This is a genomic window from Streptomyces sp. NPDC038213 (assembly GCF_055600495.1).
The window spans coordinates 95,794-118,414 of record NZ_JBVJYM010000021.1; the positions used below are offsets into that span (position 1 = coordinate 95,794).

The window sequence follows — 22,621 nt, forward strand, 5'->3', positions numbered from 1 at the left end:
CGGGCGGCACTGGCCCCAGGATATGGGGCCGCCCTCGAGGGGCTCCACGACTATCCCCTGAGCAGGTCCCGGACCCGCTCGGCGGTGGCGCGGTCGCGGGCGACCGCGAAGGGCAGGGCGTTGTCGCGGTCCACCCGGAAGGGTTCGCCGGCGACCGTGGTCTGCGCCCCGCCCGCCTCGGCGACCAGGAGCAGTCCGGCGGCGTGGTCCCAGGCCGAGGGCCAGGTGAAGGCCAGGGCGTCCATCTCGCCGCGGGCCACCTTCAGGTACTCGAGTCCGGCCGATCCGCAGGCCCGCGGGGCGATTCCGGGGACCTGGAGGCGGGCCAGGGCCTGCTTGTCGCGGTCGCTGGTGTACAGGGGGTGGGCGGTGGCGACGCGCAGCTCGGCGCCCGGCTCCGGCGAACCGGCGCTGATCCGCTGCCCGTTGACGTACGCGCCCGCGCCGCGGACGGCGGTGGCGAGTTCGTCCAGGGCGGGGGCGAGGGTCCAGGAGGCGAGGATCTCGCCGTGCAGGGCGAGGGCCACGAGGGTGCAGAAGGCGGGTTCGCCGTGGACGAACTGCCGGGTGCCGTCGACCGGGTCGACGATCCACACGGGGGCGTCCCCGCGCAGGGCGCCGTAGACGGCGGGGTCGGCGTGTACGGCCTCCTCCCCCACGACCGCGGAGCCGGGCAGCAGTTTGGTGAGGGAGGCCGTGAGGTGCTCCTCGGCGAGCCGGTCCGCGGCGGTCACGAGGTCGTGGGGGCCGCTCTTGTGGTCGACTTCGTCCTCGGCGAGCTTCCGGAACCGCGGCATGATCTCGGCGGCCGCCGCGGCGCGGACGGCTTCCTCGACATCGGACAGCCGGTGTGCAAGAAATTCTTCGATCATGCCCCCATCACACCATGCCCGCGCCCCGATCCCCAGCGCCGCCGCCGGTCCGGCGGCACCGGGCGGCCGGGTCAGGGGGTGCGCAGGGCCGGGATGACGGAGGCGCCGTACGCGTCGATGGTCGTCTCGCGGGCGTCGTGCATGTCGTAGACGGCGAACTGGTCGACGCCCAGGTCGCGCAGGTGGCGGAGTTTGGTGATGTGGGCCTCGGCCGGGCCCAGGAGGCAGAAGCGGTCGACGATCTCGTCGGGGACGAAGTCGGTGGAGGGGTTCCCGGCGCGGCCGTGGTGGCTGTAGTCGTAGCCGTGCCGGTCCTTGATGTACGCGGTGAGCTCCTCGGGGACCATCGCGGAGTGCTCGCCGTAGCGGGAGACCAGGTCCGCGACGTGGTTGCCGACCATGCCGCCGAACCAGCGGCACTGGTCGCGGGCGTGGGCCAGGGCCGCGGGGCTGTCGTCCTGCGTCACGTACGCGGGGGCGGCCACGCAGATGGCCACCGACGCCGGGTCGCGGCCGGCGTCGGTCGCGGCCTGCCGTACGGCCTTGACCATCCACTCCGTGAGGAACGGGTCGGCGAGCTGGAGGATGAACCCGTCGGCCTTCTGCCCGGTGAGGGCGAGGGCCTTGGGACCGTACGCGGCCATCCAGACGGGGAGCTTCCCGTCCTTGATCCAGGGGATGCGGAGCGCTTTGCCGTCGACCTCGGCCTCCCGGCCCTCGGCGAGGTCGCGGATGACGTCGATGGCCTCGCCCAGCCGGGCCAGGGTGTTGGGGGCGCGGCCGGCCACGCGCATGGCGGAGTCGCCGCGGCCGATCCCGCAGACGGTGCGGTTGCCGTACATGTCGTTGAGGGTGGCGAAGGTGGAGGCGGTCACCTCCCAGGTACGGGTGCCGGGGTTGGTGACCATCGGGCCGACGTGCAGCTTCTGCGTGTTGGCGAGGATCTGGCTGTAGATGACGAAGGGTTCCTGCCAGAGCACGGCCGAGTCGAAGGTCCAGCCGTAGCGGAACCCGTTGCGCTCGGCGCGCTTCATCAGGCTGACGACCTGGGAGGCGGGCGGGTCCGTCTGCAGGACGAGACCGAAGTCCATGCCACTCCTTAGCTGGTGACGCAGGATCAGAGGTACTGGCTCGTGGAGCGGTGGAGGAAGGCGCCGTGTCCGGTACGCCCGGTGAACTCGCCTCCCTCGATGACGAGTTCGCCGCGGGAGAGGACCGTGTCTACGCGTCCGGTGATCCGCCTGCCCTCGTACGCCGAGTAGTCCACGTTCATGTGGTGCGTCTCGGCGGAGATGACCTGCTCGGCGTGCGGATCGTAGAGGACGACGTCGGCGTCGGATCCCGGGGCGATGGTGCCCTTGCGCGGGTACAGGCCGAACATCCGGGCCGGGCTCGCGCAGGCGATCTCGATCCAGCGGCGGCGGCTGATGTGCCCGTCCACGACGGCCTGGTGGAGGAGGTCCATGCGGTTCTCCACCCCCGGCAGCCCGTTGGGGATCTTCGAGAAGTCCCCCCGGCCCAGCTCCTTCTGCCCGCGGAAGCAGAACGGGCAGTGGTCGGTGGAGACCACCTGGAGGTCGTTCGTCCGCAGCCCCCGCCACAGCGCCGCCTGGTGCTCGCGGGGGCGCAGCGGCGTGGAGCAGACGTACTTGGCGCCCTCGAAGTCCGGCTCGGCCAGGTTGTCGGTGGACAGGAACAGGTACTGCGGACAGGTCTCCCCGAAGACCGGCAGCCCCAGGTCCCGGGCCGCGGCCAGCTCGGCCACCGCCTCCTGCGCCGACACGTGCACCACGTACAGCGGGGAGCCCGCCACCCGGGCCAGCTGGATCGCCCGGTGGGTGGCCTCGGCCTCCAGGAGGGCCTTGCGCACCTCCCCGTGGTAGCGGGGGTCGGTCTCGCCGCGGGCCAGGGCCTGTTCGACGAGCACGTCGATCGCGATGCCGTTCTCGGCGTGCATCATGATCAGCCCGCCGTTGCCGGAGGCCCGCTGCATGGCCCGCAGGATCTGCCCGTCGTCGCTGTAGAAGACCCCCGGGTAGGCCATGAACAGCTTGAAGGAGGTGATCCCCTCCCCGACCAGCAGGTCCATCTCCTTGAGGGTGTGCTCGTTGACGTCCGAGAGGATCATGTGGAAGCCGTAGTCGACGGCGCAGTTGCCGTCGGCCTTGGCGTACCAGGCGTCCAGGCCCTCGCGCAGGGAGCGGCCGGCGGTCTGGACGGCGAAGTCCACGATGGTGGTGGTGCCGCCCCAGGCGGCGGCGCGGGTGCCGGTCTCGAAGGTGTCGGAGGCGGAGGTGCCGCCGAAGGGCAGTTCCATGTGCGTGTGCGCGTCGACGCCGCCCGGGATGACGTACTTTCCGGTGGCGTCGAGCACACGGGGGGCGGTCCAGGCCTCGGCGGCGGCCGAGCCGTGGGCGGCCAGGGCGGCGATCCGGCCGTCCTCGATCAGTACGTCGGCGTGGACCTCGTCGGCGGCGGTGACGACGAGGCCGCCGCGGATCAGGGTGCGGGTGCTCATGCCTGGTCTCCCAAGTCTCCCGGTCGGCCCGGGCGTTCGGGGTGTGCGGGGCGCTCGCGGCGCCCCGCACCCTGCGAAGGCGCCTCGGGTTAGAGGGTGTTCAGGGCTGCTTCGAGGATCGCTGCGCCCTCTTCCGCCTCGGCGACGGTGAGGGTCATCGGGGGTGCGATGCGCAGCACGCTGGTGTTGTGCCCGCCGCCCTTGCCGAGCAGCAGGCCCCGTTCGCGGGCGGCTTCGAGTACGGCCGCGGCCGCCTGCGGGTGGGCGCGGTCGGTGCCGGGGTGGACGAGTTCGATGCCGGCCATCAGGCCGCGGCCGCGGACCTCGCGGACGTGCGCGTGTCCGGCGCAGGCGGCGCGCAGCCGCTCCAGCAGCAGACCGCCGACCCGGCGGGCGTTGCCCTGGAGGTCGTGTTCGAGGAGGTAGCCGAGGTTGGCGAGGCCGGCTGCCATGGTGACGGGCGAACCGCCGAAGGTGGAGATGGAGTTGGTGTCCACGCAGTTCATGATCTCGGCGCGGGCGACGACCCCGCCGATGGACATGCCGTTGCCGATGCCCTTGGCGAAGGTGAGGATGTCCGGCGGGCCGTTCTGCGCGTGGGCCTGCCAGCCCCAGAAGTGGTCGCCGGTGCGGCCCCAGCCGGTCTGCACCTCGTCGCTGATCCACAGGATGCCGTGCCGGTCGAGGACCTGGCGGAAGGCGGCGTACAGCCCGTCGGGCGGGGAGGTGAACCCGCCGACTCCCTGGACCGGTTCGGCGATCAGGGCGGCGATGCCGCCGCGGGCCTGGCCGAGCACGTCCTCCAGGTCGGCGAGGCAGGCCTCGGTGAACCGCTCGTCGGTGAGGCCGGCGAAGGGGCCGCGGCTGCGGACGGCGCCGTGCACGTAGTGGGTCTGGAGGGGGGACAGGCTGGTCGGGGACCAGCCCTGGTTGCCCGTGATCGACACGGTGGCGAAGGACCGGCCGTGGTAGCTGTTGCGCATGGCCAGGACCTGGTTGGAGCGCCGGTAGGCGGTGGCCAGCAGCAGGGCGGTGTCGTTGGCCTCCGTGCCGGAGGTGGTGAAGAAGACCCGCGGGTCGGGGATCCCGGAGAGGGCGGCGACCCGCTCGGCCAGTTCGACCATCGGCCGGTTGAGGTAGAGCGTGGAGGAGTGCACGATCCGGGCGGCCTGCTCGGCGACGGCCTTGGTGACCTCGGGCAGGGCGTGCGCGGTCATGGTGGTGAGGATGCCGCCGAAGAAGTCGAGGTAGCGGTTCCCGTCGGCGTCCCAGACGTGCCGGCCCTCGCCGTGGGTCAGCTCGATCGGGCGGTCGTAGTACAGGGCGAGCCAGTCGGGCAGCACGGACCGGTGGCGGCTGTGCAGGGACAGGGGTGTGATCACGGCTGGACCAGTCCTCCGTACGCGTCGGGCCTGCGGTCGCGGTAGAAGGCCCACTGGTTGCGGACCTCCTCGATCAGGTCGAAGTCCAGGTCGCGGACGAGGAGTTCCTCCTCCTTGTCGCTGGCCGGGTCCCCGACGAAGCGGCCGCGCGGGTCCACGAAGTAACTCGTCCCGTAGAAGTCGTTGTCCCCGTACTCCTCCTGGCCGACCCGGTTGATCGCGGCGACGAAGTACTCGTTGGCGACGGCCGCGGCGGGCTGCTCCAGCTGCCAGAGGTAGGAGGACAGGCCGCGGTGGGTGGCGGAGGGGTTGTAGACGATCTGGGCCCCGGCGAGGCCGAGCGCGCGCCAGCCCTCCGGGAAGTGCCGGTCGTAGCAGATGTACACGCCGACCTTGCCGACCGCGGTGTCGAAGACGGGCCAGCCGAGGTTGCCCGGGCGGAAGTAGTACTTCTCCCAGAAGCCCTTGACCTGGGGGATGTGGTGCTTGCGGTACTTGCCGAGGTAGCTGCCGTCGGCGTCGATGACGGCGGCGGTGTTGTAGTAGAGGCCGGACTGCTCGACCTCGAAGACGGGCACGACGATCACCATGCCGGTTTCGCGGGCGAGGTCCTGCATGCGGCGGACCGTGGGCCCGTCGGGGACGGGCTCGGCCCAGCGGTAGTGCTCCGGCTCCTGCACCTGGCAGAAGTACGGGGCGTTGAAGACCTCCTGGAACCCGATGATCCGGGCGCCGTCGCGGGCGGCGGCCCGGGCGTGCTCCTCGTGTTTGGCGATCATGGATTCGGTGTCGCCCGTCCAGGTGGCCTGGACGAGGGCGGCGCGGACGACGTGGGCCATGAGCTGCTCCTTCGACGGGACGTCAGAGAGCCTTCTACGCACGTAGACGCATTGCGTAGATAGGAGAACGTAAGCCCCGTCCGGGGCCGGGGCAAGACCATCACCGCCAACCCGCAGAGTCGATCATGTTCGGCCCGGCGGCGATCGGGAACGGGCACCGGGCGGACAGTTCAGGCCACCGGCACCCGCCTTCCGGGCCCGCTCCAGCCGCCCCGCTCCTGCCCTGCTCCTGCCCTGTTCCGGGCCCGCTCCGGACCCGCGCCGGGCCCGCTCCCGCCTCAGGCCACCGGCACTCCCGCCACCCGCAGGGCGTGCACCAGGTCGCGGTGGCGGCTCTCGGACACCGCGCGGGCCTCCGTCAGCAGCCGCGGGGCCAGCCGGTGGGGGTCCTGCCGGGCCAGCCGGGCGGAGTCCTCCGCCGTCCGGACCCGCACGAAGGCCCCGAGCAGGGCCGAGGCCTCGTGGTCCCGCCCGGCGGCGCTGAGCACCAGGGCCGCGTCCGCTATCTCGGCGGCGGGCCGGGCCACGCCCTGGCGCAGCAGCCGGCCGCAGTCGGCCTCCCGCCCGGCCGCGGCGAGGGCGGCGGCGACGGCCGCGAGCCGCCCGGAGGGCAGCGAGGCCGCCTCCCAGAGCAGGGTGGCCCAGTCGGCGCCGCGCCCGGCCCGCTCCAGGTGCCGGGCGAGTGCGGGCAGCAGCTCGGGCGGCCACGCGGCGGCCTCGCACAGCAGCCCGTGCGCCTCGCCGGTACGCCCCTGCGCGCGGAGCGCGACGAGCCCGGCGACGAGCGCGGGCCCGTCGGGACCGGCGCCCGCGCCCGGGGCGGGGAGGGCGGCGCCGGGATCCGCGGCCCACCCGGGGCCGGACTCCGGCGCGTACCCGGGCAGGGGCAGGGGCGCGGGTACGGACTCCGGTCCGGCCTCCGCGTCGCGCTCCGGTACGGGCACCGGGGGGCCGGCGGGGGCGTAGCGGGCCCCGCGCCGCGGCGGGGCGGGGGCGGTGTCCGGGACCGGCAGGGCCGGCGCGGCGGCCGCGGCCTCCGGGGCCCCGGCGAACCGGGCCCCGCCCGCGGCCCGCCCGCCGGAGCGGAACCAGCGCCCGGTCCCGCCGATCGCCCGCTGCCGCGGCACGGCGGCGCGCTCCCCGTCCCCGTGCCCTTCGCCGCCGCTCCCGTACCGCTCCCCGTCCCCCTGCCCCTGCCCGGGCGCGCGTGCGGGCCGGATCCGGGCGGGCGGAGTGCCGTCGGCGAGGCCCGCGGGTACGGGGGCTGCCGCCGGCCCGGACGGGTACGGGCCACCGGCAGGCCCGTGGTGCGCGGGGCCACCGGCACCTGCACCGGCGCCGGCTCCCGGTCCGAAGGCCGGGCCCGCGCCGAAGAGCGGGCCGGTGCCGTGGTCCGGACCCGCGCCGAAGAGCGGGCCCGTGTCGAAGAGCGGGTCGGGGTACGGGGCCGGGTGGGTGCTGGTGCCGGCATCCGTACCCGGCCCGGAGCCCGTGGCGGGGTCCGCGCTCGCGTCGGGGGTCGGGGCGGCGCCGGGATCCGGGGCTGCGGCGGGGGCGCGGGCCGGGCCGGTGGCGGGGAGGCGGTCGAGGCGGGCGGTCAGGTCGGCGGTGCGGGCCTCGGCGCGGGTCAGGTCGTCCTGGATCCAGGCGAGTTCGCCGGAGATCCGGTCCGACTCCTCCGGGCCCGCCGCGGCGTACAGCTGTGCGTCCAGGTCCCGGCGGGCGGCAAGGGCCCGCTCCCGCTGGGCGCCCACCGCCTCCCGGAGGGCGGCCAGTTCCGCCGCCCCGCCGGGCCGCCGGTCCCAGGCGGCGACGGCTGCCGCGCGGAGCCCGAGGGCCCGCGCCGCGTACGCGGCCGTGCGCTGCGGTCCGCGCAGCGCGGACAGGTCGTGGAGCAGGGAGTCCACCACGTCCCAGGGCGGGACGGCGGTTCCGTCGAGACAGGCGCGCACGCCCTGCGGATCACGTCTGAGGAACTCCGCGTACCAGCCGGTCGCGGGATCGAGGAGGGAGGTCAACTCGCGCAGAAAAAAAGCGAGTTGGCGTACCGGACTGACTGACTCTGTCGCTTCCGCTCCGCTGTCCATCCGGGCATTGCACCGCACGGGTGTTACGGGCGGGCTACGGGAGTCTCAAAGCTTGACGGCGGCCGCGCGTCGGCCCGCCCGGGGCGGCGGGCCGACGGACGGGCCGACGGAGGGACGGGATCAGGGCGCCGCCGGGACCGGGGCCGTCCCGGCGGCCGCCGGGGGTGCGGCGTGGGTGAGGGTCTCCCAGGCCACGAAGAGGTCGTCCGTACCGGCGGGGCGGGTCTGCTCGGCCAGCTTCCGCGTCAGCGGCAGGGCCGCGCCCGTACGCCCCTCGTAGTGGGCGAGGGCCACCTCCAGGTCCGGGCCCATCGTGCGCTCCAGCGTGCCGCCGCACAGCCAGTCGGGGGCCTCCTCGCCGAGCTGGTAGCCGGAGTGGAACTCCAGTGCCCTGGTGAGGCGTTCGGCCTGCTCGCCGTACAGGTCCACGCCCTGGAGCCAGGCGGTCTCGGCGATATGGGCGGTGGCGGCGAAGGCGTACCCGACGTGCATCAGGTTGCGGCAGGTCTCCTGGGCCAGGCCGTCCCGGAAGGTCTCCTGCCCGAACCAGTACGCGCGGATCCGCTCCGGGGTGTCGAGTCCGGCCCCGGCGGGCGCCTTGGGCTGCGGGCCGTCCGAGGCCAGGTAGAAGTACGCGGGCACGCGGTCGCGGAAGCGGGCGAGGGACTCCTCGAAGACCTCGCGGTCGTCGAGGAAGACGGCGATGGCCATCGAGGCGTCGGTCATGGCCAGTTCCCAGTTGCCGTTGAAGTGCGGCACCCGGTCGCGGACGGCGGGCAGGTACGCCGTACGCAGCATGGCGCCGAAGCGGTCGGCGCGCTCCGCGGGCCAGTCGGGGTACCCGGCGCGCAGCAGTTCGGCGGCGCGCGCCCAGGTGGCGCCCGACCAGGCGGCCTGGAGGCCGGAGTTGTCGCCCGTGTGGCCCTTCATGACGGCCGACCAGGCGTCCATGATCTCGGCGGACCTGGCGGCGTGGGCGGTCTTGCCGGTGAGGGACCAGAGCAGGGCGTGGGTGTAGGCGGCCAGGGCGTCCTGGCGTTCGTCGAGGCAGGCGCGCGGGCCCGCGTTGAAGGGGCAGTGGACGGTCTCGGCGGGGTACGCGGCGTAGTCGGGGGCGGCATACGGGCTGGCCAGCACCTGCCGGTACGCGGAGCTCCACGGCTCCCGGCCGAGGGCCACCATCTCGCGGGCGCGGGCGAGCTGCTCACTGCCGACGACCACCCCGGGGTGGCGGAAGGCCGCAGCCGCGGCGGCGGGCCGCAGGAGGGCGGAGGCGGTGAGGGGGCGGGCCGCCGCGGCGGGGCCGCGGGCGCCGCCGGGACCGCCTGCGGGGCCGGGCGCAGGACCGGTCACGGGACCGGTGGCAGGACCCGCGGGATACCCGGTGCGGCCCCCGGCGGGGCCGGCGGTGCGGCTCTCCGCGGCATGGCCCTCCGGGGCGGCGCAGGCGGCGAGCAGCAGGCCCGTCGCGAGCATCCCGCCGAGAAGGCCGAGACCGAGCCTTTTGGATGCGTTCAGTGCAGACACGTGTTCAGCGATGCCCCGCCGGGGCGCCGCCGCACCGGGGATTGCGCCGAACGGCCGCCAGGCCGCTCCTTCCGGATCCGGCGGGGGCCGGGACCGCCCCGAGGAGACGGCTCAGGCGGGCAGCAGGGCGCAGCGCCGGCTGAGTTCGTCCATGGAGATGCCGAGGGCCCCGGCGACCGCGGCGACGGTGAAGAAGGCGGGGGTGGGGGCCCGGCCGGTCTCGATCTTGCGCAGGGTTTCGGCGGAGAGGCCGGCCTGGGCGGCCACCTCGACCATGCTGCGGGAGCCGCGGGCCTCGCGCAGCAGCGCGCCGAGGCGCTCGCCGCGCTCGCGCTCTTCGGGGGTGAGGGGGGTGCGCACCATGCCGCCATGGTAATACCGGCATAGTCATACCGGTATTCTCGTACCGGGATACTCATACCGGTATAGTAATTGGCATGATCAAGATCAAGACTCCTGAGGAGATCGCGCGGATGCGCAGTGCGGGGCGCGTCGTGGCCCGCACGCTGGCGGCCGTACGGGAGGCCGCCGCGGCCGGGACCCGGCTGGCCGAGCTGGACGCCGTGGCCCGGGAGGTGCTGGAGCGGGAGGGCGCGCGCTCGCCCTTCCTCGGCTACCGGCCCTCCTTCGCCCCCGTGCCCTTCCCCGCGGCCGTCTGCATCTCCGTCAACGACGCGATCGTGCACGGCATCCCCGGGGAGTACCGGCTGCGCGACGGGGACCTCGTCAGCGTGGACTGCGGGGCGGTGCTCGACGGCTGGGTCGGGGACTCCGCCGCCAGCTTCACGGTCGGACCGGGCCGGCCCGCGGACCTCGACCTGATCGGGGCCGCCGAGGCGGCGCTGCGGGCCGGGATCGCCGCGGCCGTGCCGGGCAACCGCATCGGGGACATCGCCCACGCCGTCGGCCGGGTCTGCCGGGCCGCGGGCTACGGCATCCCGGACGGGTTCGGAGGCCACGGGGTGGGGCGCAGCCTGCACGAGGACCCCGGGGTGCCCAACGAGGGCCCGCCGGGGCGCGGCGCGAAGCTGCGCCCCGGCATGGTCCTCGCCATCGAGCCGATGGTGATCGCGGGCGGCGGGGACGACTGGCGGCCCGACGCCGACGGCTGGACGCTGCGCACGCTGGACGGCAGCCGCGCGGCACACGCCGAGCACACCGTCGCGGTCACCGCCGCCGGCCCGCGGATCCTGACCGCCTTGTGATCCGTACGGCCCGGACCCCCAGGCCGCTCGGGCCCGCGAGCCGCTCAAACCCGCGCCGCTCACGGCCTCCCGTGCGGCCTGACGACCATGGCGGAGCCGCCGCCGCGCCGGGTGGTCTCGGCCGCGGCCAGCCAGCGGCCGTCCGGCAGCCGCTGGACGCCGGTGGCCGCGCCGATCTCCGGGTTGAGCCGGAAGCCGTGCCCCAGCGCCTCCAGCTCGGCCTTCAACGGGCTGTTCCACAGGCCCGGTTCGAGTTCGGTGGTGGTCTGGTTGCGCTGGCTGGCCCGGGGGGCCGCGATGGCCTCGACCAGCGGCAGCCCGCGGTCGAGGTGCCCGGTCAGGGTCTGCAGCACGGTGGTGATGATGGTGGCGCCGCCCGGGGAGCCCACCGCGAGCACCGGCCGGCCGTGGTCGAGCACGATGGTCGGGGACATCGAGGAGCGCGGGCGCTTGCCCGGTCCGGGCAGGTTCGGGTCGGGGACCCCGGGGGCGGCCGGGGCGAAGGAGAAGTCCGTCAGCTCGTTGTTGAGCAGGAAGCCGCGGCCGGGGACGGTGATCGCGCTGCCGCCGGTGGACTCGATGGTCAGCGTGTACGAGACCACGTTGCCCCAGCGGTCGGCCGTGGTCAGGTGCGTGGTGTTCTCGCCCTCGTACGTGGTCGGGGCCGCCCGGCCGGTCGTGGCGCAGGGCACCGGCCGGCGCGGGTCGCCGGGCGCCAGCGGGCTGGTCAGGGCCCTGGCCGGGTCGATCAGGCAGCCGCGGGCGTCGGCGAACCGCTGCGAGAGCAGTTCGCGGGTCGGCACGTCCTCGAAGGCGGGGTCGCCCACCCAGCGGCCGCGGTCGGCGAAGGAGATCCGGGAGGCCTCGATGAAGCGGTGCAGGTACTGGGCCGGGGACAGCCGGCGCAGGTCGGAGCGCTCCAGGATGTTCAGGGCCTCGCCGACGGTGGTGCCGCCGGAGGAGGAGGGCGCCATGCCGTACACGTCGAGCCCGCGGTAGCGCAGCCGGGTGGGGGCCTGCCGTGTAACGGTGTACGAGGACAGGTCCGCGGCGGTCAGGTCGCCGGGCCGGACGGTGCGGGTGGCGGCCGGGTCCACGGGGGGCGTGCGGACGGTGCGGACGATGTCGCGGGCGAGCGGGCCGCGGTAGAGGGAGCGGGTGCCGGTACGGCCCAGTTCGGCGTACGTGGCGGCCAGTTCGGGGTTCTTGAAGGTGCTGCCGACCACGGGCAGGGCCCCGCCGGGCAGGAACAGCCGCGCGGTATCGGGGAAGTCCCGGAAGCGGGCCTCGTTGGCCGCGGTCTGGGCCCGGAAGGTCTCGTCCACGGCGAAGCCCTCGCGGGCCAGCTTCTCTGCGGGCTTGAGGAGTTGGCGCAGCGGGCGGGTGCCCCAGGAGTCGAGGGCGGCGCGCCAGGTGGCGGGGGTGCCGGGGACCCCGACGCCGAGCCCGCTGGTCTGGCCCTCCGCGAAGGGGATCGGGACGCCGCCGTCGAGGAAGAGGTCGGCGCCCGCGCTGGCGGGGGCGGTCTCGCGGCCGTCGACGGTGTACACGCGCCGGTCGGAGGCGTCGTAGTAGACGAAGTACCCGCCGCCGCCGATGCCGGCGGAGTACGGCTCGGTGACGCCGAGCGCGGCGGCGGTGGCCACGGCCGCGTCGACGGCGTTGCCGCCGGCCCGCAGGACGGCGATGCCGGCGGCGGAGGCGTCCGCATCGGCGCTGGCCACGGCGCCCCCGTGGCCGACGGCCACCGGCACCTTCGGCGGGGTGCCGCCCGCCGGGGCGGCCGCGGGGCCCGGGGCGGGCGCGGCGGCGGGCGCCGGGAGGGGGGCGGTCGCGCCCGTGGCGGCCAGGGCCGCGGCGAGGGCGAGGAGGGCTAAGGGTCGGGAGCGGGGACGGCGCATGCGGGACCTCCGGTCGACGGCGACCCGCGCAGGGTAGCGTCCGGCGCGCTGCCGCTACCATCCCGCGCATGAACGAAGACCTGCGCAACATCCTGCTCGGGATGGCGGCCACCGGGGTCAGCGGATCGCTCGGCTGGTTCGCCCGCACCTACCTGTGGCGCCGCCGCCTCCGCCGCAAGCAGGCCTTCTTCGGCCTGCCGACCGGCTCGGACTGCATGTTCGTCGTCAACCGGCAGATGGGGGCCACCGAGAACTCGGTGCACCGCCGCGACGCGCTCGCCCTGCTGGAGATATCCGCCCTCATCAAGGACTGCGGGGCGACCGTGCAGATCGCCGCGCACGACACGGCCCGTCAGGGCTTCGGCGAGCGGGCCGAGTTCTGCATCGGCGGCCCCGTGTCCAACGTCCGTACGGCCGCCCACCTGGAGTCGATGCTCCCGGGCGTGTCGGTGGACCTGAGCGCCGAGGAGTCCCCGGACCGCGGGGCGCTGCGCGTCGGCGGGGAGACGTACCGCTGGCAGAAGCACACCGTCGAGCACGTGCTGCTGGCCCGGCTGACCACGGCGGAGGGGGACCGCCCGGTGTTCCTGGTGAGCGGTCAGACGGCCGTCAGCAACCAGGCCGCCGCCCGCTACCTCGCCCGCCACCACGAGCAGTTGGCGCGGACGTACGGGAGGAAGTCCTTCGCGCTCGTCCTCAAGGTGGTCAACTCCCGGGCCTACGGCCCGGATGTCACCCAGCTGGTCGCGGACGTCACCGCCGCGGCCCGGACACCCGCATCGGCAGCCGCGTGAGGCCGTTGATGAAGTTGGACACCAACCGCCTGGGCGGTCCGGCCAGTTCGGGGGCGGGCATGGCGGCCCGCCACTCCTCGTAGAGGATCCCGAGCTGGAGCCGGGCGAAGTGCGCGCCCAGGCAGACGTGCGGCCCGTCGCCGAAGGAGACGTGCGGGTTGGGGGTGCGGCCGAGGTCGAGGCGGTGCGGGTCGGCGAAGACCCGCTCGTCGTGGTTGGCGGAGGCGTGGAAGACCACGACCTTCTCCCCCGCCCTGATCCGCACCCCGGACAGTTCGGCGTCCCGGGCGGCGGTCCGCCGGAAGCTGAGCACCGGCGGGTGCACGCGCAGGAGTTCGTCCACGGCCGAGGCCCGGGAGACCTCGCCCGCGGCCAGCCTGCGGTACTCGCCGGGGGCCCCGGCCAGGGCCAGCAGGGCGCCGGGGGCGGCGCTGCGGACGGTGTCGTTGCCCGCCACGGTCAGCAGGAAGAAGAACATCTCCAGTTCGGGCCCGTCGAGCCCGGCCCCGGCCAGCGCCGTCATCAGGTCCTCGCCGGGGTGGCGGCGCTTGTGCGCGGCGAGGTCGCGGGCGTAGCCGAACATCTCCCCCAGCAGGGCGGGCGAGCGCGGGTTGAGGGGTTTGCCGTCGGGGCCGGGGGCGGGCCCGGCCGCCGCGCCCTCCTCGGGGTCCTGGTAGCCGATGATCCGCACGGTCCACTCCAGCAGCAGCCCGCGGTCGGAGGCCGGCACCCCCATCAGGTCGGTCAGGTTGAGCAGGGCGTACTCGTCGGTGACCGTGCGGACCAGGTCGGCCGTACCGTCCTCGGCGCCGTCCCGGGCGGCGGCCAGGAGGGTGCGGGCCCGCTCCCGGACCCGGTCGCCGAAGGCGTCCACCCGGGCGGGGGTGAAGGCCCGGGCCACCAGCCGCCGCAGCCTGCCGTGCTGCGGCGGGTCCTGGTTGAGCATGGTGCGCCGCAGGAAGGGCAGGTCCGCCGGGTCGGGGTCGCGGATCTGCGTGGCGCCCAGGTACGAGGACCAGGTGCCGGAGTCCTTCAGGACGCGGACCACGTCGGCGTGGCGGGTGACCGCCCGGAAGCCGGGTCCCGCGGGCCAGCCCAGCACCTCGGGCTCCTCCTGCCACGACACCGGGTACCGGTCGCGCAGCAGCCGGTACGCCGCGTGCGGGACCCCCTCGGCGTAGATCCGCGGGTCGAACACATCCGGTACGGACGGCACTTCGGGACCCCCGGGGACACCGGGACCCCCGGGGACACCAGGGCCCCCGGGGCCGCTCCCCGCCACGGCGGGGGCCCCGCTCAAGGGGTCCGGGAGGTGCAGTCGGCGGGCTCGGTGTCCCCGTCGGGCCCGCGCAGCACCACCGGGGCCCCGGCGAACTTCGCCGAGGAGCGCAGGGCGGTGCAGACGAGCTGCTGCCGGGCGGTCTGCGAGAGCGGTTCCACGGGGAAGCGGAGCATGAGGAACAGGGTCTCATCCGCGAACTCGACGCGCACGGGGTTCGCCCCGGCGCCCCGCGGCAGCTCGGTGCGCAGCCCGGCCCGCTCCTCCGTCTCCACCGGTCCGCCCATGAGCATGGCCATGGAGGAGCCGGGGGCCACCTCGTACTCGGTGCCGTCGAGCGCGCGGTCCGCGGAGTCCTGTCCCGCGATGAGGCCCGGCGTCGGCGTGCGCCCGCCGAACAGCGAGCGGACCGCGGGCACGATCCGGCCCCCGGAGTCCACGAAGTACAGCACCACGCTCCCGGGGTCGACGGTGCTCGTGACGGCCGGGTCCCCCGCCTCGACCACCCCGGTGGGCCCGATGGCGTCGAACTCGGAGCCGCAGCCGGACAGCAGCAGCGCCGCCGCCAGCGCGGCTCCGGCGGCCCGTACCGCCCGCAGTCCCGTGACCCCGGTCATGCGTGGACCTCCTTCGGCATGTCCACCGTGAAGACGGCGCCGCCGTACGGACCGTTGGCGGCCCGCACCGTCCCGCCGTGCAGCCGCACGTTCTCCAGGGTGATCGCCAGCCCGAGCCCGCTGCCCGCGGAGCGGGTACGGGCCGCATCGGCCTTGTAGAACCGGTCGAAGACGTGCGGGAGCACCTCGGGCGCGATGCCCGGACCGGAGTCCGCGACCTCGGTGACCAGCCGCTCCCCGCCGGGGCCGGGCTCGCTGCGCACGGACACCCACACCGGGCCGCCGCCGTGCTTGAGGGCGTTGCCGACCAGGTTGGCGACGACCACGTCGAAGCGGCGGGGGTCGAGCCGGGCCCGCAGCCCCGGGGGCACCTGCACCCCCACCCGCTCCTGCCACTGCCGGCGCTCCAGGGTCTTGCGGACGGTCTCGCCCACGTCGACCTCGTCGGTGTGGAGGGCGGCGGCGCGCGCGTCGAAGCGGGATATCTCCATCAGGTCCTCGACGAGCACGGCGAGCTTGCCGGTCTCGGCGCTGATCAGCCGCAGGGCCGAGGCGGTGTCGGGGTCGAGCAGGTCGGCGTCCTCGTCGAGGACCTCCGTGACGGCGAGCATCCCGGCGAGCGGGGTGCGCAGCTCGTGGGAGACGTCGGCGGCGAACCGGCGGGCCCGCGCCTCGGCCTGCTGGAGCTCGTCCACGGAGCTCTCCAGGGCTCCGGCGCTCTCGTTGAACGTGCGCGCCAGGTCGGCGAGCTCGTCGCGGCCCCGGACCTCGATGCGGGCGTCGAGCTCCCCGTTGCCGAGCCGCCGCGCGGCCCGCCGCAGGGCCCGGACCGGCCGCAGCACGCTGCGGGCCGCCAGCAGGGCGGGGACGAGGGCGATGCCCAGGGCGGGCAGGGCGCCGTCGCGGGCGGCCAGGAGCAGGGCGCGCGCGGTGGCCTCCTCGCCGCCGAGGTCCATGACCCCGTACACGACGATCCCGGAGGGGACCCGCCGGCCGTACCGGTCGACGACGGTCGGGACGGCGAAGGCCAGGTAGGTCTGGGCGCCCTTGTCGACGCGCTGGAAGGAGGCCGTGCCGCGTTCGCGGGCCGCCTCGCGCATCTCGTCGGTGATCACGGTGGAGCGGCCGCCGCCGGAGGACACGTGGATGGAGGCGTACTCGGCGGAGACCGTCCACGGGCGGGGTTTGCCGCGCGGTGCGATGTCGTTGACCAGGGCCTGGAGCTCGTCCTTGCGGGGCGGGAGCGCGAGGTGCTCCGTCTCCAGCCGGTCCCGCAGGCTGGCGACGGCCGTGTCCTGGGCCAGGGTGAGGATGGCCCGCCGGGCCTCGCGGTAGGTCAGGGCGGCGGTGGTGGCCGCGCTGATCGCGGCGACGAGCAGGAAGGCGGCGACCAGCCGCGTGCTCAGGCCGAGGGGGGCGATCCGGCGGCCGGAGGAGCCGCGCCCGGAGGCGCCCCGCCGGTCCTCGCGCACCCCGTCGCGTACGCCGTCCCGCACCCCGTCGCGTACCCCGACCCGTACGCCCGCCCGTGCCCCGTCCCGCTGCTCCGGCAGCCCCGGGGCCGCCGGGCCCGGGGCCCCCTCCGGCCCCCGGCCGGAGCCGGAGCGGTCCCGGCCGCGGACAGTCCCCGGCCGCAGTGCGGCCTTCAGCCTCACAGCGGGCCGAACCGGTAGCCGAAGCCGCGGACCGTCTGGATGTAGCGGGGCGCCGCGCCCGGCTCCTCGACCTTGGTGCGCAGCCGCCGGACGCAGGCGTCCACCAGCCGGGCGTCGGCGTGGTAGCTGTGGTCCCACACGTACTCCAGCAGCTGCTGGCGGCTGAAGACCTGCTCGGGCGAGGCCGACAGGTGCAGCAGCAGCTTGAGCTCGCTGGGGGCCAGCGGCAGCCGCTCGCCGTTCCTGGCCACGGTCAGCCCGGAGCGGTCCACGGACAGCTCCCCGTGGACCTCGACGGCGGGCCGGTCGGCGGGCAGTGCCAGGCGGCGCAGCACGGCCTTGATGCGGGCCTCGATGACCTCGGTGCGGGCGGGTTTGACGATGTAGTCGTCGGCGCCCGCCTCCAGTCCGATGACGATGTCGAAGTCGTCGCCGCGTGCGGTCAGCATGATGATCGGGAGCTGGCTGGTGGCGCGGATGCTGCGGCAGACCTGGACCCCGTTCATCCCGGGCAGCATCAGGTCGAGCAGGACCAGCTCGGGGCGGAACTCGGCGAGGGCGCCCAGCCCGGCCTCGCCTGTCTCGGCGGCCCGGACCTCGTGCCCGCGCCGGCGCAGGCCCAGCGCGACGCCCTCCCGTACGGAGGGGTCGTCCTCGATCAGCAGTACGCGTGGCATCGGGCCATCATTTCAGGGTGCTCGGGCGGGTATGTCCGCGGAGGGGTCCGGACCGGTCCGCAGGGGCCCGGACCGGTCCGCGGAGGGGGTCAGCGGCCGAGGCGGCCGCGTACGGAGGACAGCAGGGCGCCGAGCTCGGTGAGCCGCAGCGGCCGGGCCAGCAGGGCGAGTACGGCGGCCAGGGCGAGGGTGCCCGCCAGGGCCGCGGGCAGCGGGCCGAGCCCGTCGGCGGCCCGTGCGGCCGCGTATCCGGCGGCGCCCGCGGGCAGCCCGGCCAGCAGCAGCCGCAGGTGGGCGGCGAGGGAGGGCGAGCGCAGCAGGGGCCCGCCGCCGAGCCGGCGGCCCAGGGTGTACGCGGTGGCGGCGAAGCCCGCGAAGAGGGCGGCCGAGTATGCGGCGGCCATGCCGGTGACGGCCCAGCGCGGGGGCAGCAGCAGGTAGGCGGCGACGGAGAGCCCGGCGTTCAGCACGGCGATGACCAGGTTCAGGAAGAAGGGGGTCCGGGTGTCGGAGAGGGCGTAGAACCCCCGCGAGAGCACGTACTGCCCGGAGAAGGCGATCAGCCCGGGGGCGAAGGCCATCAGCATGCCGGCCATGACGGCCGTGTCCGCGGGCCCGGTGCGGCCGTACTCGAAGACCCCGGCGATCACCCAGGGGGCGAGCGCGAGGAAGAGGCAGGCGGCGGGGACGACGAGGGCGGCGCTGGAGCGCAGCGCGTAGGAGACGTCGCGGCGGACGGCGGCCAGGTCCCCGTCGGCGGCGGACCCGCTCATCCGGGGCATGAGGGCGGTGACCAGGGAGACGGTGACGATGCCCTGGGGGACGGCCCAGATCAGGTAGGCGTTGCTGTACGCCGTGTAGCCGGCCCCGCCGGCCAGGCCCTCCTGGGCGGCGCGCAGGCCCGTGGAGGTGGACAGCCGGGTGACGGCCCAGTAGGCGAGCTGGTTGGTCAGGACGAGCAGGACCAGCCAGCCGGCGTTGCGCAGCGGGCGGGTCAGGCCGCTGCCGCGCCAGTCGAAGCGGGGGCGCCAGCGGAATCCGGCGGAGCCCAGCGAGGGGACGAGGGCGAGGGCCTGGACCACGATGCCCGCGGTGGTGCCCCAGCCCAGCAGGCGGGCCTCGGCGGCGGAGATCCCGGCGCTGCCGTCGTGGGCGGCGTACAGGTAGAGGCCGAAGACGGCGATCACGACGAGGTTGTTGAGGACCGGGGTCCACATCATGGCGCCGAAGCGGCCGCGCGCGTTGAGGACCTGCCCGAGCAGGGTGAAGATCCCGTAGAAGAGGATCTGGGGCAGGCAGTAGCGGGCCAGGGCGGTGGTGAGCTCGGCCTGTCCGCCGGTGTAGTCCGTGTAGGCGGCGACCAGCAGCGGGGCGGCGAGCACGGCGGCGGCGGTGAGGACCACCAGGGCCGCGGTGCAGGCGGTGAGCAGCCGGTCGGTGTAGGCGGCGCCGCCGTCGGGGTGCTCCTTGGCGGCCCGGACCAGCTCGGGGACGAACACGGCGTTGAGGGCGCCGCCGATGAGCAGGATGTACAGGATGTTGGGCACGGTGTTGGCGACCGCGTAGCCGTCGCCGAGCAGGCCGGTGCCCAGGGCGGCGACGACCACGGCGGAGCGCGCGAAGCCCGTGGCGCGGGAGACCACGGAGCCGGTGGCCATCAGGGCGCCGCTGCGCAGCACCGAGCTGCGGCGGGCGGCGTGCCGGGGGGCGGTGCCGGGGGGCGCGGTAGCGGTCACCGGCGCGCCAGGTACGCCTGGAAGGCGCGGTACAGCGCGTTGTTGGCGGCTCCGCCCACTGGGATCTCCCACTCTCCGAGGGTTTCGACTACCTCTCCGCCGGTGCCGAGCTTCCAGCGCAGCAGGCCGAAGGAGCGGTCTTCGGGGTCGAGGGTGGAGGGTACCCCGCGCATGTCGTATTCGTGTGCTCCGAGGGCGTGGGCGTCGCACATCATCCGCCACTGCAGGGCGTTGCTGGGGCGGACCTCGCGGCGGTGGTCGGCGGAGGCCCCGGTCTGGTACCAGACGCGGTCGCCGGCGGTGATGAGGGTGTGGGCGGCGAGGACCTCGCCCTGGTGGCGGGCCAGGTAGAGGCGCATCCGGCCGGGCTCCTCGGCGTTCAGGGCGGCGTACTGGCGCTCGTAGTAGACGAGGGAGCGGCCGAGGCGGAAGCCGTCGCGCTCCTCGGTGATGCGCAGCAGCCGGTAGAACTCGGGCAGGTCGGCGGCGGTGCCGACGACGGTCTCGACCCCGCACTTCTCGGCCTTGCGGACGTTGCGCCGCCACTCCTGGCTGAGGCCGGCCCACAGGTCCTCGCGGGTGCGGCCGCGCAGCGGGACGCGGAAGACGTGGCGGGGCTGGGCGTCCCCGTCGGACTCGCCGCCGCAGCGCTGCCAGCCGCGGCTGCGGAGCCGGTCGGCGAGGGCGGCGCCGGCCGGGTCGACCTCGGTGGCCAGGACGTCGGAGATGCGGCGGCCGGGGCCGGTGGAGGACTTCAGGAGGGGCGCGGACCAGCGGCGGTAGGCCGGGGAGGGGCCGATGCGGACGGCGAAGGCGCCGTTGGCGCGCAGGTGGTGCAGGAGGGGGTCGAGCCAGCGGTCGAGGTCGGGGTCGGTCCAGTCGGCCACCGGCCCCTCGGGGAGGTACGCGAAGTATTTGCGCGTCCCCGGGAATTGGCGGTAGAGAACGAGTCCCGTACCTGCAATCGCCCCGGAGGGCGAGTGCCATCCGACCCCTTCGGCCCGCCATTGGTCCTTCACCTCCGCCCAGGAGGGGTACTGGAGGAAGCCGGCCTGGCGGTGGCCCAGGAGGAACCACTCGTGCTCGGAGCGGGACAGGGTGCGGACCTTGAGCTGGTGGTCACGGTCCGGCGGGGTGCTGGTGAGGAGCAGCGCACACACGGCGGTTGCCTTCCTGTACGTCCATTTCGGGGTGGTGCACAGGACTTTCACAGCCGTCGATGACCGGTTCGCGCGCCGTTTGTGACCGGACGATGACCGTTCTGCTGCGGTCGAGGTCACAACCGAAAGACTGATTTCTTCGGCGGAAACCGCAACCTACAGTCCCCTTGTCCGCATCTTGTTTGCGGACATACACGTTTGTGCGGAGGGGTTTGCGGTGAGTGGTGTGCGTCGTGTCCAGGGTTTCGGCAGCAGCGGGCGGCGGGCCCGGGTGGCCGCCGCGGCGGGGGTCGCGGTGCTGGCCGCCTCGCTGGCCGCCTGCTCGGGCGGCGGGGGGAGCTCCGGCTCCGGTGCGGCGGCGATGAAGGAGAAGGAGCCGATGGCGATAGCCGTGAACCTCACGGGTACCGCGGCCAAGCCGGGCGGGCCCGTGAAGGTCAGCCTCTCGCAGGGCGGCGGCAAGCTCTCGCTGGTGAAGGTGACCGCCCCCGAGGGCGGTGAGCTGACCGGCCGGATATCCGCCGACGGCCGGTCCTGGACCTCGGAGCGCAACGCCTCCCCCGGTACGGCGTACCGCGTCGAGGCCCGCGACACGGCGGGCGGCACCGCCGGGGCGCAGTTCGCCACCGCGGCCGCCGACAAGGTCAACAAGGTGACGATCAACCCGGGCCGGGGCAGCACGGTCGGCGTGGCCCAGCCGGTCTCCCTGGTCTTCGACAACCCGGTCACGGACAAGGCCGCCGTGGAGAAGCACCTCAAGGTCACCAGCTCGAACGGCACCGAGGGCTCCTGGGGCTGGTTCAAGGACTACAGCGGCAAGGACCGGGTGGACTGGCGGCCGCGCGAGTACTGGAAGTCCGGCACCGAGGTGAAGGTGCAGATGGACCTCGACGGGATCGACTCCGGCCCCGGCGGCGGGTACTTCGTACGGGACTACAACACCGCGTTCACGGTCGGCCCGGACCAGCGGATCACGGTGGACCTGGACGCGAAGCGGCTGAAGATGACCCGCGACGGCAAGGAGATCCACTCGGTGCCGGTGGCCGCGGGCACCCCGGGCGGCCAGAAGGCCTCCTGGGAGGGGAAGATGGTGGTCATGGCCAAGGAGGGCACCATCCGGATGAACTCCCAGTCGGTGGGCCTCGGCGACGCCTACGACAAGATGGTCGACTATTCGGTGCGGTTGACCTGGTCGGGCATGTACGCGCACGCCGCCCCCTGGAACAACGGCAACTTCGGCCGGGTCAACAACAGTTCCGGCTGTGTGGGGATGAGCGACGCGGACGCCTCCGCCTTCTACGCGGACGTGCGGCCCGGGGACCCGTTCGAGGTGGTCGGCAGCGGTTCGAAGGGCAAGCCGGAGACCGGCAACGGGTACGGCGAGTGGAACCTCTCCTGGGCCGAGTGGCAGGCGAAGAGCGCCCTCAGGGGCGCCGGCGCCTGAGGACCCCGGGCGGGCGGAGCCCCGACCCCGCGGGCGCAGCTGACCTTCTCCCCGCGCGGCGGCCGACCCCTCGTACGCGTCGGTCCCGCCGGGCGGGCAGTGGTCTGCGGCTGCTGCCGGGGGCGGGGCCCGCCAGGCCCCCCGGTCCCGGCCGCCGTCAGTGCTTGAGGATCTTGGAGAGGAAGTCGCGGGCGCGGGCGCTCTCCGGGGCGGTGAAGAACTCCTCGGGGGCCCGGTCCTCCACGATCCTGCCGTCGGCCATGAACACGACCCGGTTGGCGGCGGAGCGGGCGAAGCCCATCTCGTGGGTGACGACCACCATGGTCATACCGTCGCGGGCGAGCTGCTGCATGACCTCCAGCACCTCGTTGATCATCTCCGGGTCCAGAGCCGAGGTCGGCTCGTCGAAGAGCAGGGCCTTGGGGTCCATGGCCAGGGCGCGGGCGATGGCGACGCGCTGCTGCTGGCCGCCGGAGAGCTGGGCGGGGAACTTGGGCGCCTGGTCGGCCAGTCCGACCCGCTCCAGCAGTTCCCGCGAGCGGGCGTCCGCCTCGGCCCGCTTGCGGCCGCGCACCTTGACCTGGGCCAGGGAGACGTTGTCGAGGACGGTCTTGTGCGCGAAGAGGTTGAAGGACTGGAAGACCATGCCCACCTCGGCGCGGAGGGCGGCCAGCTCCTTGCCCTCCTCGGGCAGCAGCCGGCCGTCGAGGCGGATCTCGCCGGACTCGATGGCCTCCAGGCGGTTGATGGCCCGGCAGAGGGTGGACTTCCCGGAGCCGGAGGGGCCGATCACCACGACCACCTCCCCCCGGCCGACCGTGAGGTTGATGTCTTGGAGCACGTGCAACGGCCCGAAGTGCTTGTTGACGTCCCGCAGCTCGATCAACGGATCGACGGCCATACGCTGTCCTGCCCACTCTTGCTGTGT

At 74.6% G+C, this 22,621-nt stretch carries 19 protein-coding genes; 3 read left to right on the forward strand and 16 right to left on the reverse strand.

Annotated features, from left to right (window positions below):
- Nucleotides 1-50: 50 nt before the first annotated feature.
- The 8 genes from ACZ7JZ_RS25330 to ACZ7JZ_RS25365 form a co-directional block, all read right to left on the reverse strand.
- Nucleotides 51-872 carry an inositol monophosphatase family protein gene (locus tag ACZ7JZ_RS25330; protein WP_470943113.1) on the reverse strand — a complete coding sequence of 274 codons (822 nt, stop codon included), beginning with the start codon at nt 870-872 and terminating at the stop codon, nt 51-53.
- A 71-nt stretch (nt 873-943) separates the two neighbouring features.
- Complete coding sequence (locus ACZ7JZ_RS25335) at nt 944-1,963, reverse strand: TIGR03842 family LLM class F420-dependent oxidoreductase (protein ID WP_470943115.1); 1,020 nt, start codon at nt 1,961-1,963, stop codon at nt 944-946.
- 26 nt (nt 1,964-1,989) lie between these two features.
- On the reverse strand, nt 1,990-3,390 hold the full coding sequence (hydA, locus tag ACZ7JZ_RS25340) for a dihydropyrimidinase (RefSeq protein WP_470943117.1): 1,401 nt from the start codon (nt 3,388-3,390) through the stop codon (nt 1,990-1,992).
- Nucleotides 3,391-3,479: 89 nt separating this feature from the next.
- On the reverse strand, nt 3,480-4,772 hold the full coding sequence (locus ACZ7JZ_RS25345; protein ID WP_470943119.1) for an aspartate aminotransferase family protein: 1,293 nt from the start codon (nt 4,770-4,772) through the stop codon (nt 3,480-3,482).
- Nucleotides 4,769-5,611 carry a nitrilase-related carbon-nitrogen hydrolase gene (locus ACZ7JZ_RS25350; protein ID WP_470943121.1) on the reverse strand — a complete coding sequence of 281 codons (843 nt, stop codon included), beginning with the start codon at nt 5,609-5,611 and terminating at the stop codon, nt 4,769-4,771. Before ACZ7JZ_RS25350 ends, ACZ7JZ_RS25345 begins: the two co-directional genes overlap by 4 nt.
- A gap of 278 nt (nt 5,612-5,889) precedes the next feature.
- Nucleotides 5,890-7,629 (reverse strand): hypothetical protein, encoded by a 1,740-nt coding sequence (locus ACZ7JZ_RS25355; protein ID WP_470943123.1) that lies wholly within the window; start codon nt 7,627-7,629, stop codon nt 5,890-5,892.
- 189 nt (nt 7,630-7,818) lie between these two features.
- Nucleotides 7,819-9,225 carry an alginate lyase family protein gene (locus ACZ7JZ_RS25360; RefSeq protein WP_470943124.1) on the reverse strand — a complete coding sequence of 469 codons (1,407 nt, stop codon included), beginning with the start codon at nt 9,223-9,225 and terminating at the stop codon, nt 7,819-7,821.
- A 111-nt stretch (nt 9,226-9,336) separates the two neighbouring features.
- The gene (locus ACZ7JZ_RS25365; RefSeq protein WP_470943125.1) at nt 9,337-9,588 is read right to left on the reverse strand and encodes a helix-turn-helix domain-containing protein; all 252 of its coding nucleotides are present in this window, start codon (nt 9,586-9,588) and stop codon (nt 9,337-9,339) included.
- 74 nt (nt 9,589-9,662) lie between these two features.
- Here ACZ7JZ_RS25365 and map point away from each other — a divergent pair, with 74 nt between their 5' ends.
- Nucleotides 9,663-10,430 carry a type I methionyl aminopeptidase gene (gene map, locus ACZ7JZ_RS25370; protein WP_470943126.1) on the forward strand — a complete coding sequence of 256 codons (768 nt, stop codon included), beginning with the start codon at nt 9,663-9,665 and terminating at the stop codon, nt 10,428-10,430.
- A gap of 59 nt (nt 10,431-10,489) precedes the next feature.
- Here the strand turns inward: map and ggt are convergent, their stop codons facing one another.
- Nucleotides 10,490-12,331, reverse strand: coding sequence for a gamma-glutamyltransferase (gene ggt / locus ACZ7JZ_RS25375; protein ID WP_470943127.1), 1,842 nt, complete (start codon nt 12,329-12,331; stop codon nt 10,490-10,492).
- Nucleotides 12,332-12,399: 68 nt separating this feature from the next.
- Between ggt and ACZ7JZ_RS25380 the strand changes: the two genes are divergently transcribed.
- The gene (locus ACZ7JZ_RS25380) at nt 12,400-13,125 is read left to right on the forward strand and encodes a hypothetical protein (RefSeq protein ID WP_470943128.1); all 726 of its coding nucleotides are present in this window, start codon (nt 12,400-12,402) and stop codon (nt 13,123-13,125) included.
- On the opposite strand, the gene ACZ7JZ_RS25385 is transcribed toward ACZ7JZ_RS25380, so the two are convergent.
- The 6 genes from ACZ7JZ_RS25385 to ACZ7JZ_RS25410 form a co-directional block, all read right to left on the reverse strand.
- Entirely contained in the window at nt 13,085-14,341 is a 1,257-nt protein-coding gene (locus ACZ7JZ_RS25385; RefSeq protein ID WP_470943129.1) for a cytochrome P450, read from the reverse strand. The genes ACZ7JZ_RS25380 and ACZ7JZ_RS25385 overlap by 41 nt on opposite strands.
- A gap of 80 nt (nt 14,342-14,421) precedes the next feature.
- Nucleotides 14,422-15,021: a hypothetical protein gene (locus tag ACZ7JZ_RS25390; RefSeq protein WP_470943130.1), complete on the reverse strand. Its 600-nt coding sequence runs from the start codon at nt 15,019-15,021 to the stop codon at nt 14,422-14,424.
- A complete protein-coding gene (locus tag ACZ7JZ_RS25395) occupies nt 15,018-16,676 on the reverse strand; it encodes a sensor histidine kinase (RefSeq protein ID WP_470943131.1) in 1,659 nt (552 codons plus the stop codon). The genes ACZ7JZ_RS25390 and ACZ7JZ_RS25395 overlap by 4 nt, the downstream gene beginning before the upstream one ends.
- Entirely contained in the window at nt 16,673-17,353 is a 681-nt protein-coding gene (locus tag ACZ7JZ_RS25400) for a response regulator (RefSeq protein ID WP_470943132.1), read from the reverse strand. The genes ACZ7JZ_RS25395 and ACZ7JZ_RS25400 overlap by 4 nt, the downstream gene beginning before the upstream one ends.
- Nucleotides 17,354-17,442: 89 nt before the next feature.
- Nucleotides 17,443-19,089, reverse strand: coding sequence for a murein biosynthesis integral membrane protein MurJ (gene murJ / locus ACZ7JZ_RS25405; RefSeq protein ID WP_470943133.1), 1,647 nt, complete (start codon nt 19,087-19,089; stop codon nt 17,443-17,445).
- Complete coding sequence (locus tag ACZ7JZ_RS25410) at nt 19,086-20,186, reverse strand: lipid II:glycine glycyltransferase FemX (RefSeq protein ID WP_470943173.1); 1,101 nt, start codon at nt 20,184-20,186, stop codon at nt 19,086-19,088. The genes murJ and ACZ7JZ_RS25410 overlap by 4 nt, the downstream gene beginning before the upstream one ends.
- 280 nt (nt 20,187-20,466) lie before the next feature.
- On the opposite strand from ACZ7JZ_RS25410, the gene ACZ7JZ_RS25415 reads away from it, so the two are divergent.
- Nucleotides 20,467-21,693 (forward strand): L,D-transpeptidase, encoded by a 1,227-nt coding sequence (locus tag ACZ7JZ_RS25415; protein ID WP_470943134.1) that lies wholly within the window; start codon nt 20,467-20,469, stop codon nt 21,691-21,693.
- 157 nt (nt 21,694-21,850) lie between these two features.
- Here the strand turns inward: ACZ7JZ_RS25415 and ACZ7JZ_RS25420 are convergent, their stop codons facing one another.
- Complete coding sequence (locus ACZ7JZ_RS25420; protein WP_470943135.1) at nt 21,851-22,594, reverse strand: amino acid ABC transporter ATP-binding protein; 744 nt, start codon at nt 22,592-22,594, stop codon at nt 21,851-21,853.
- Nucleotides 22,595-22,621 lie beyond the last annotated feature (27 nt).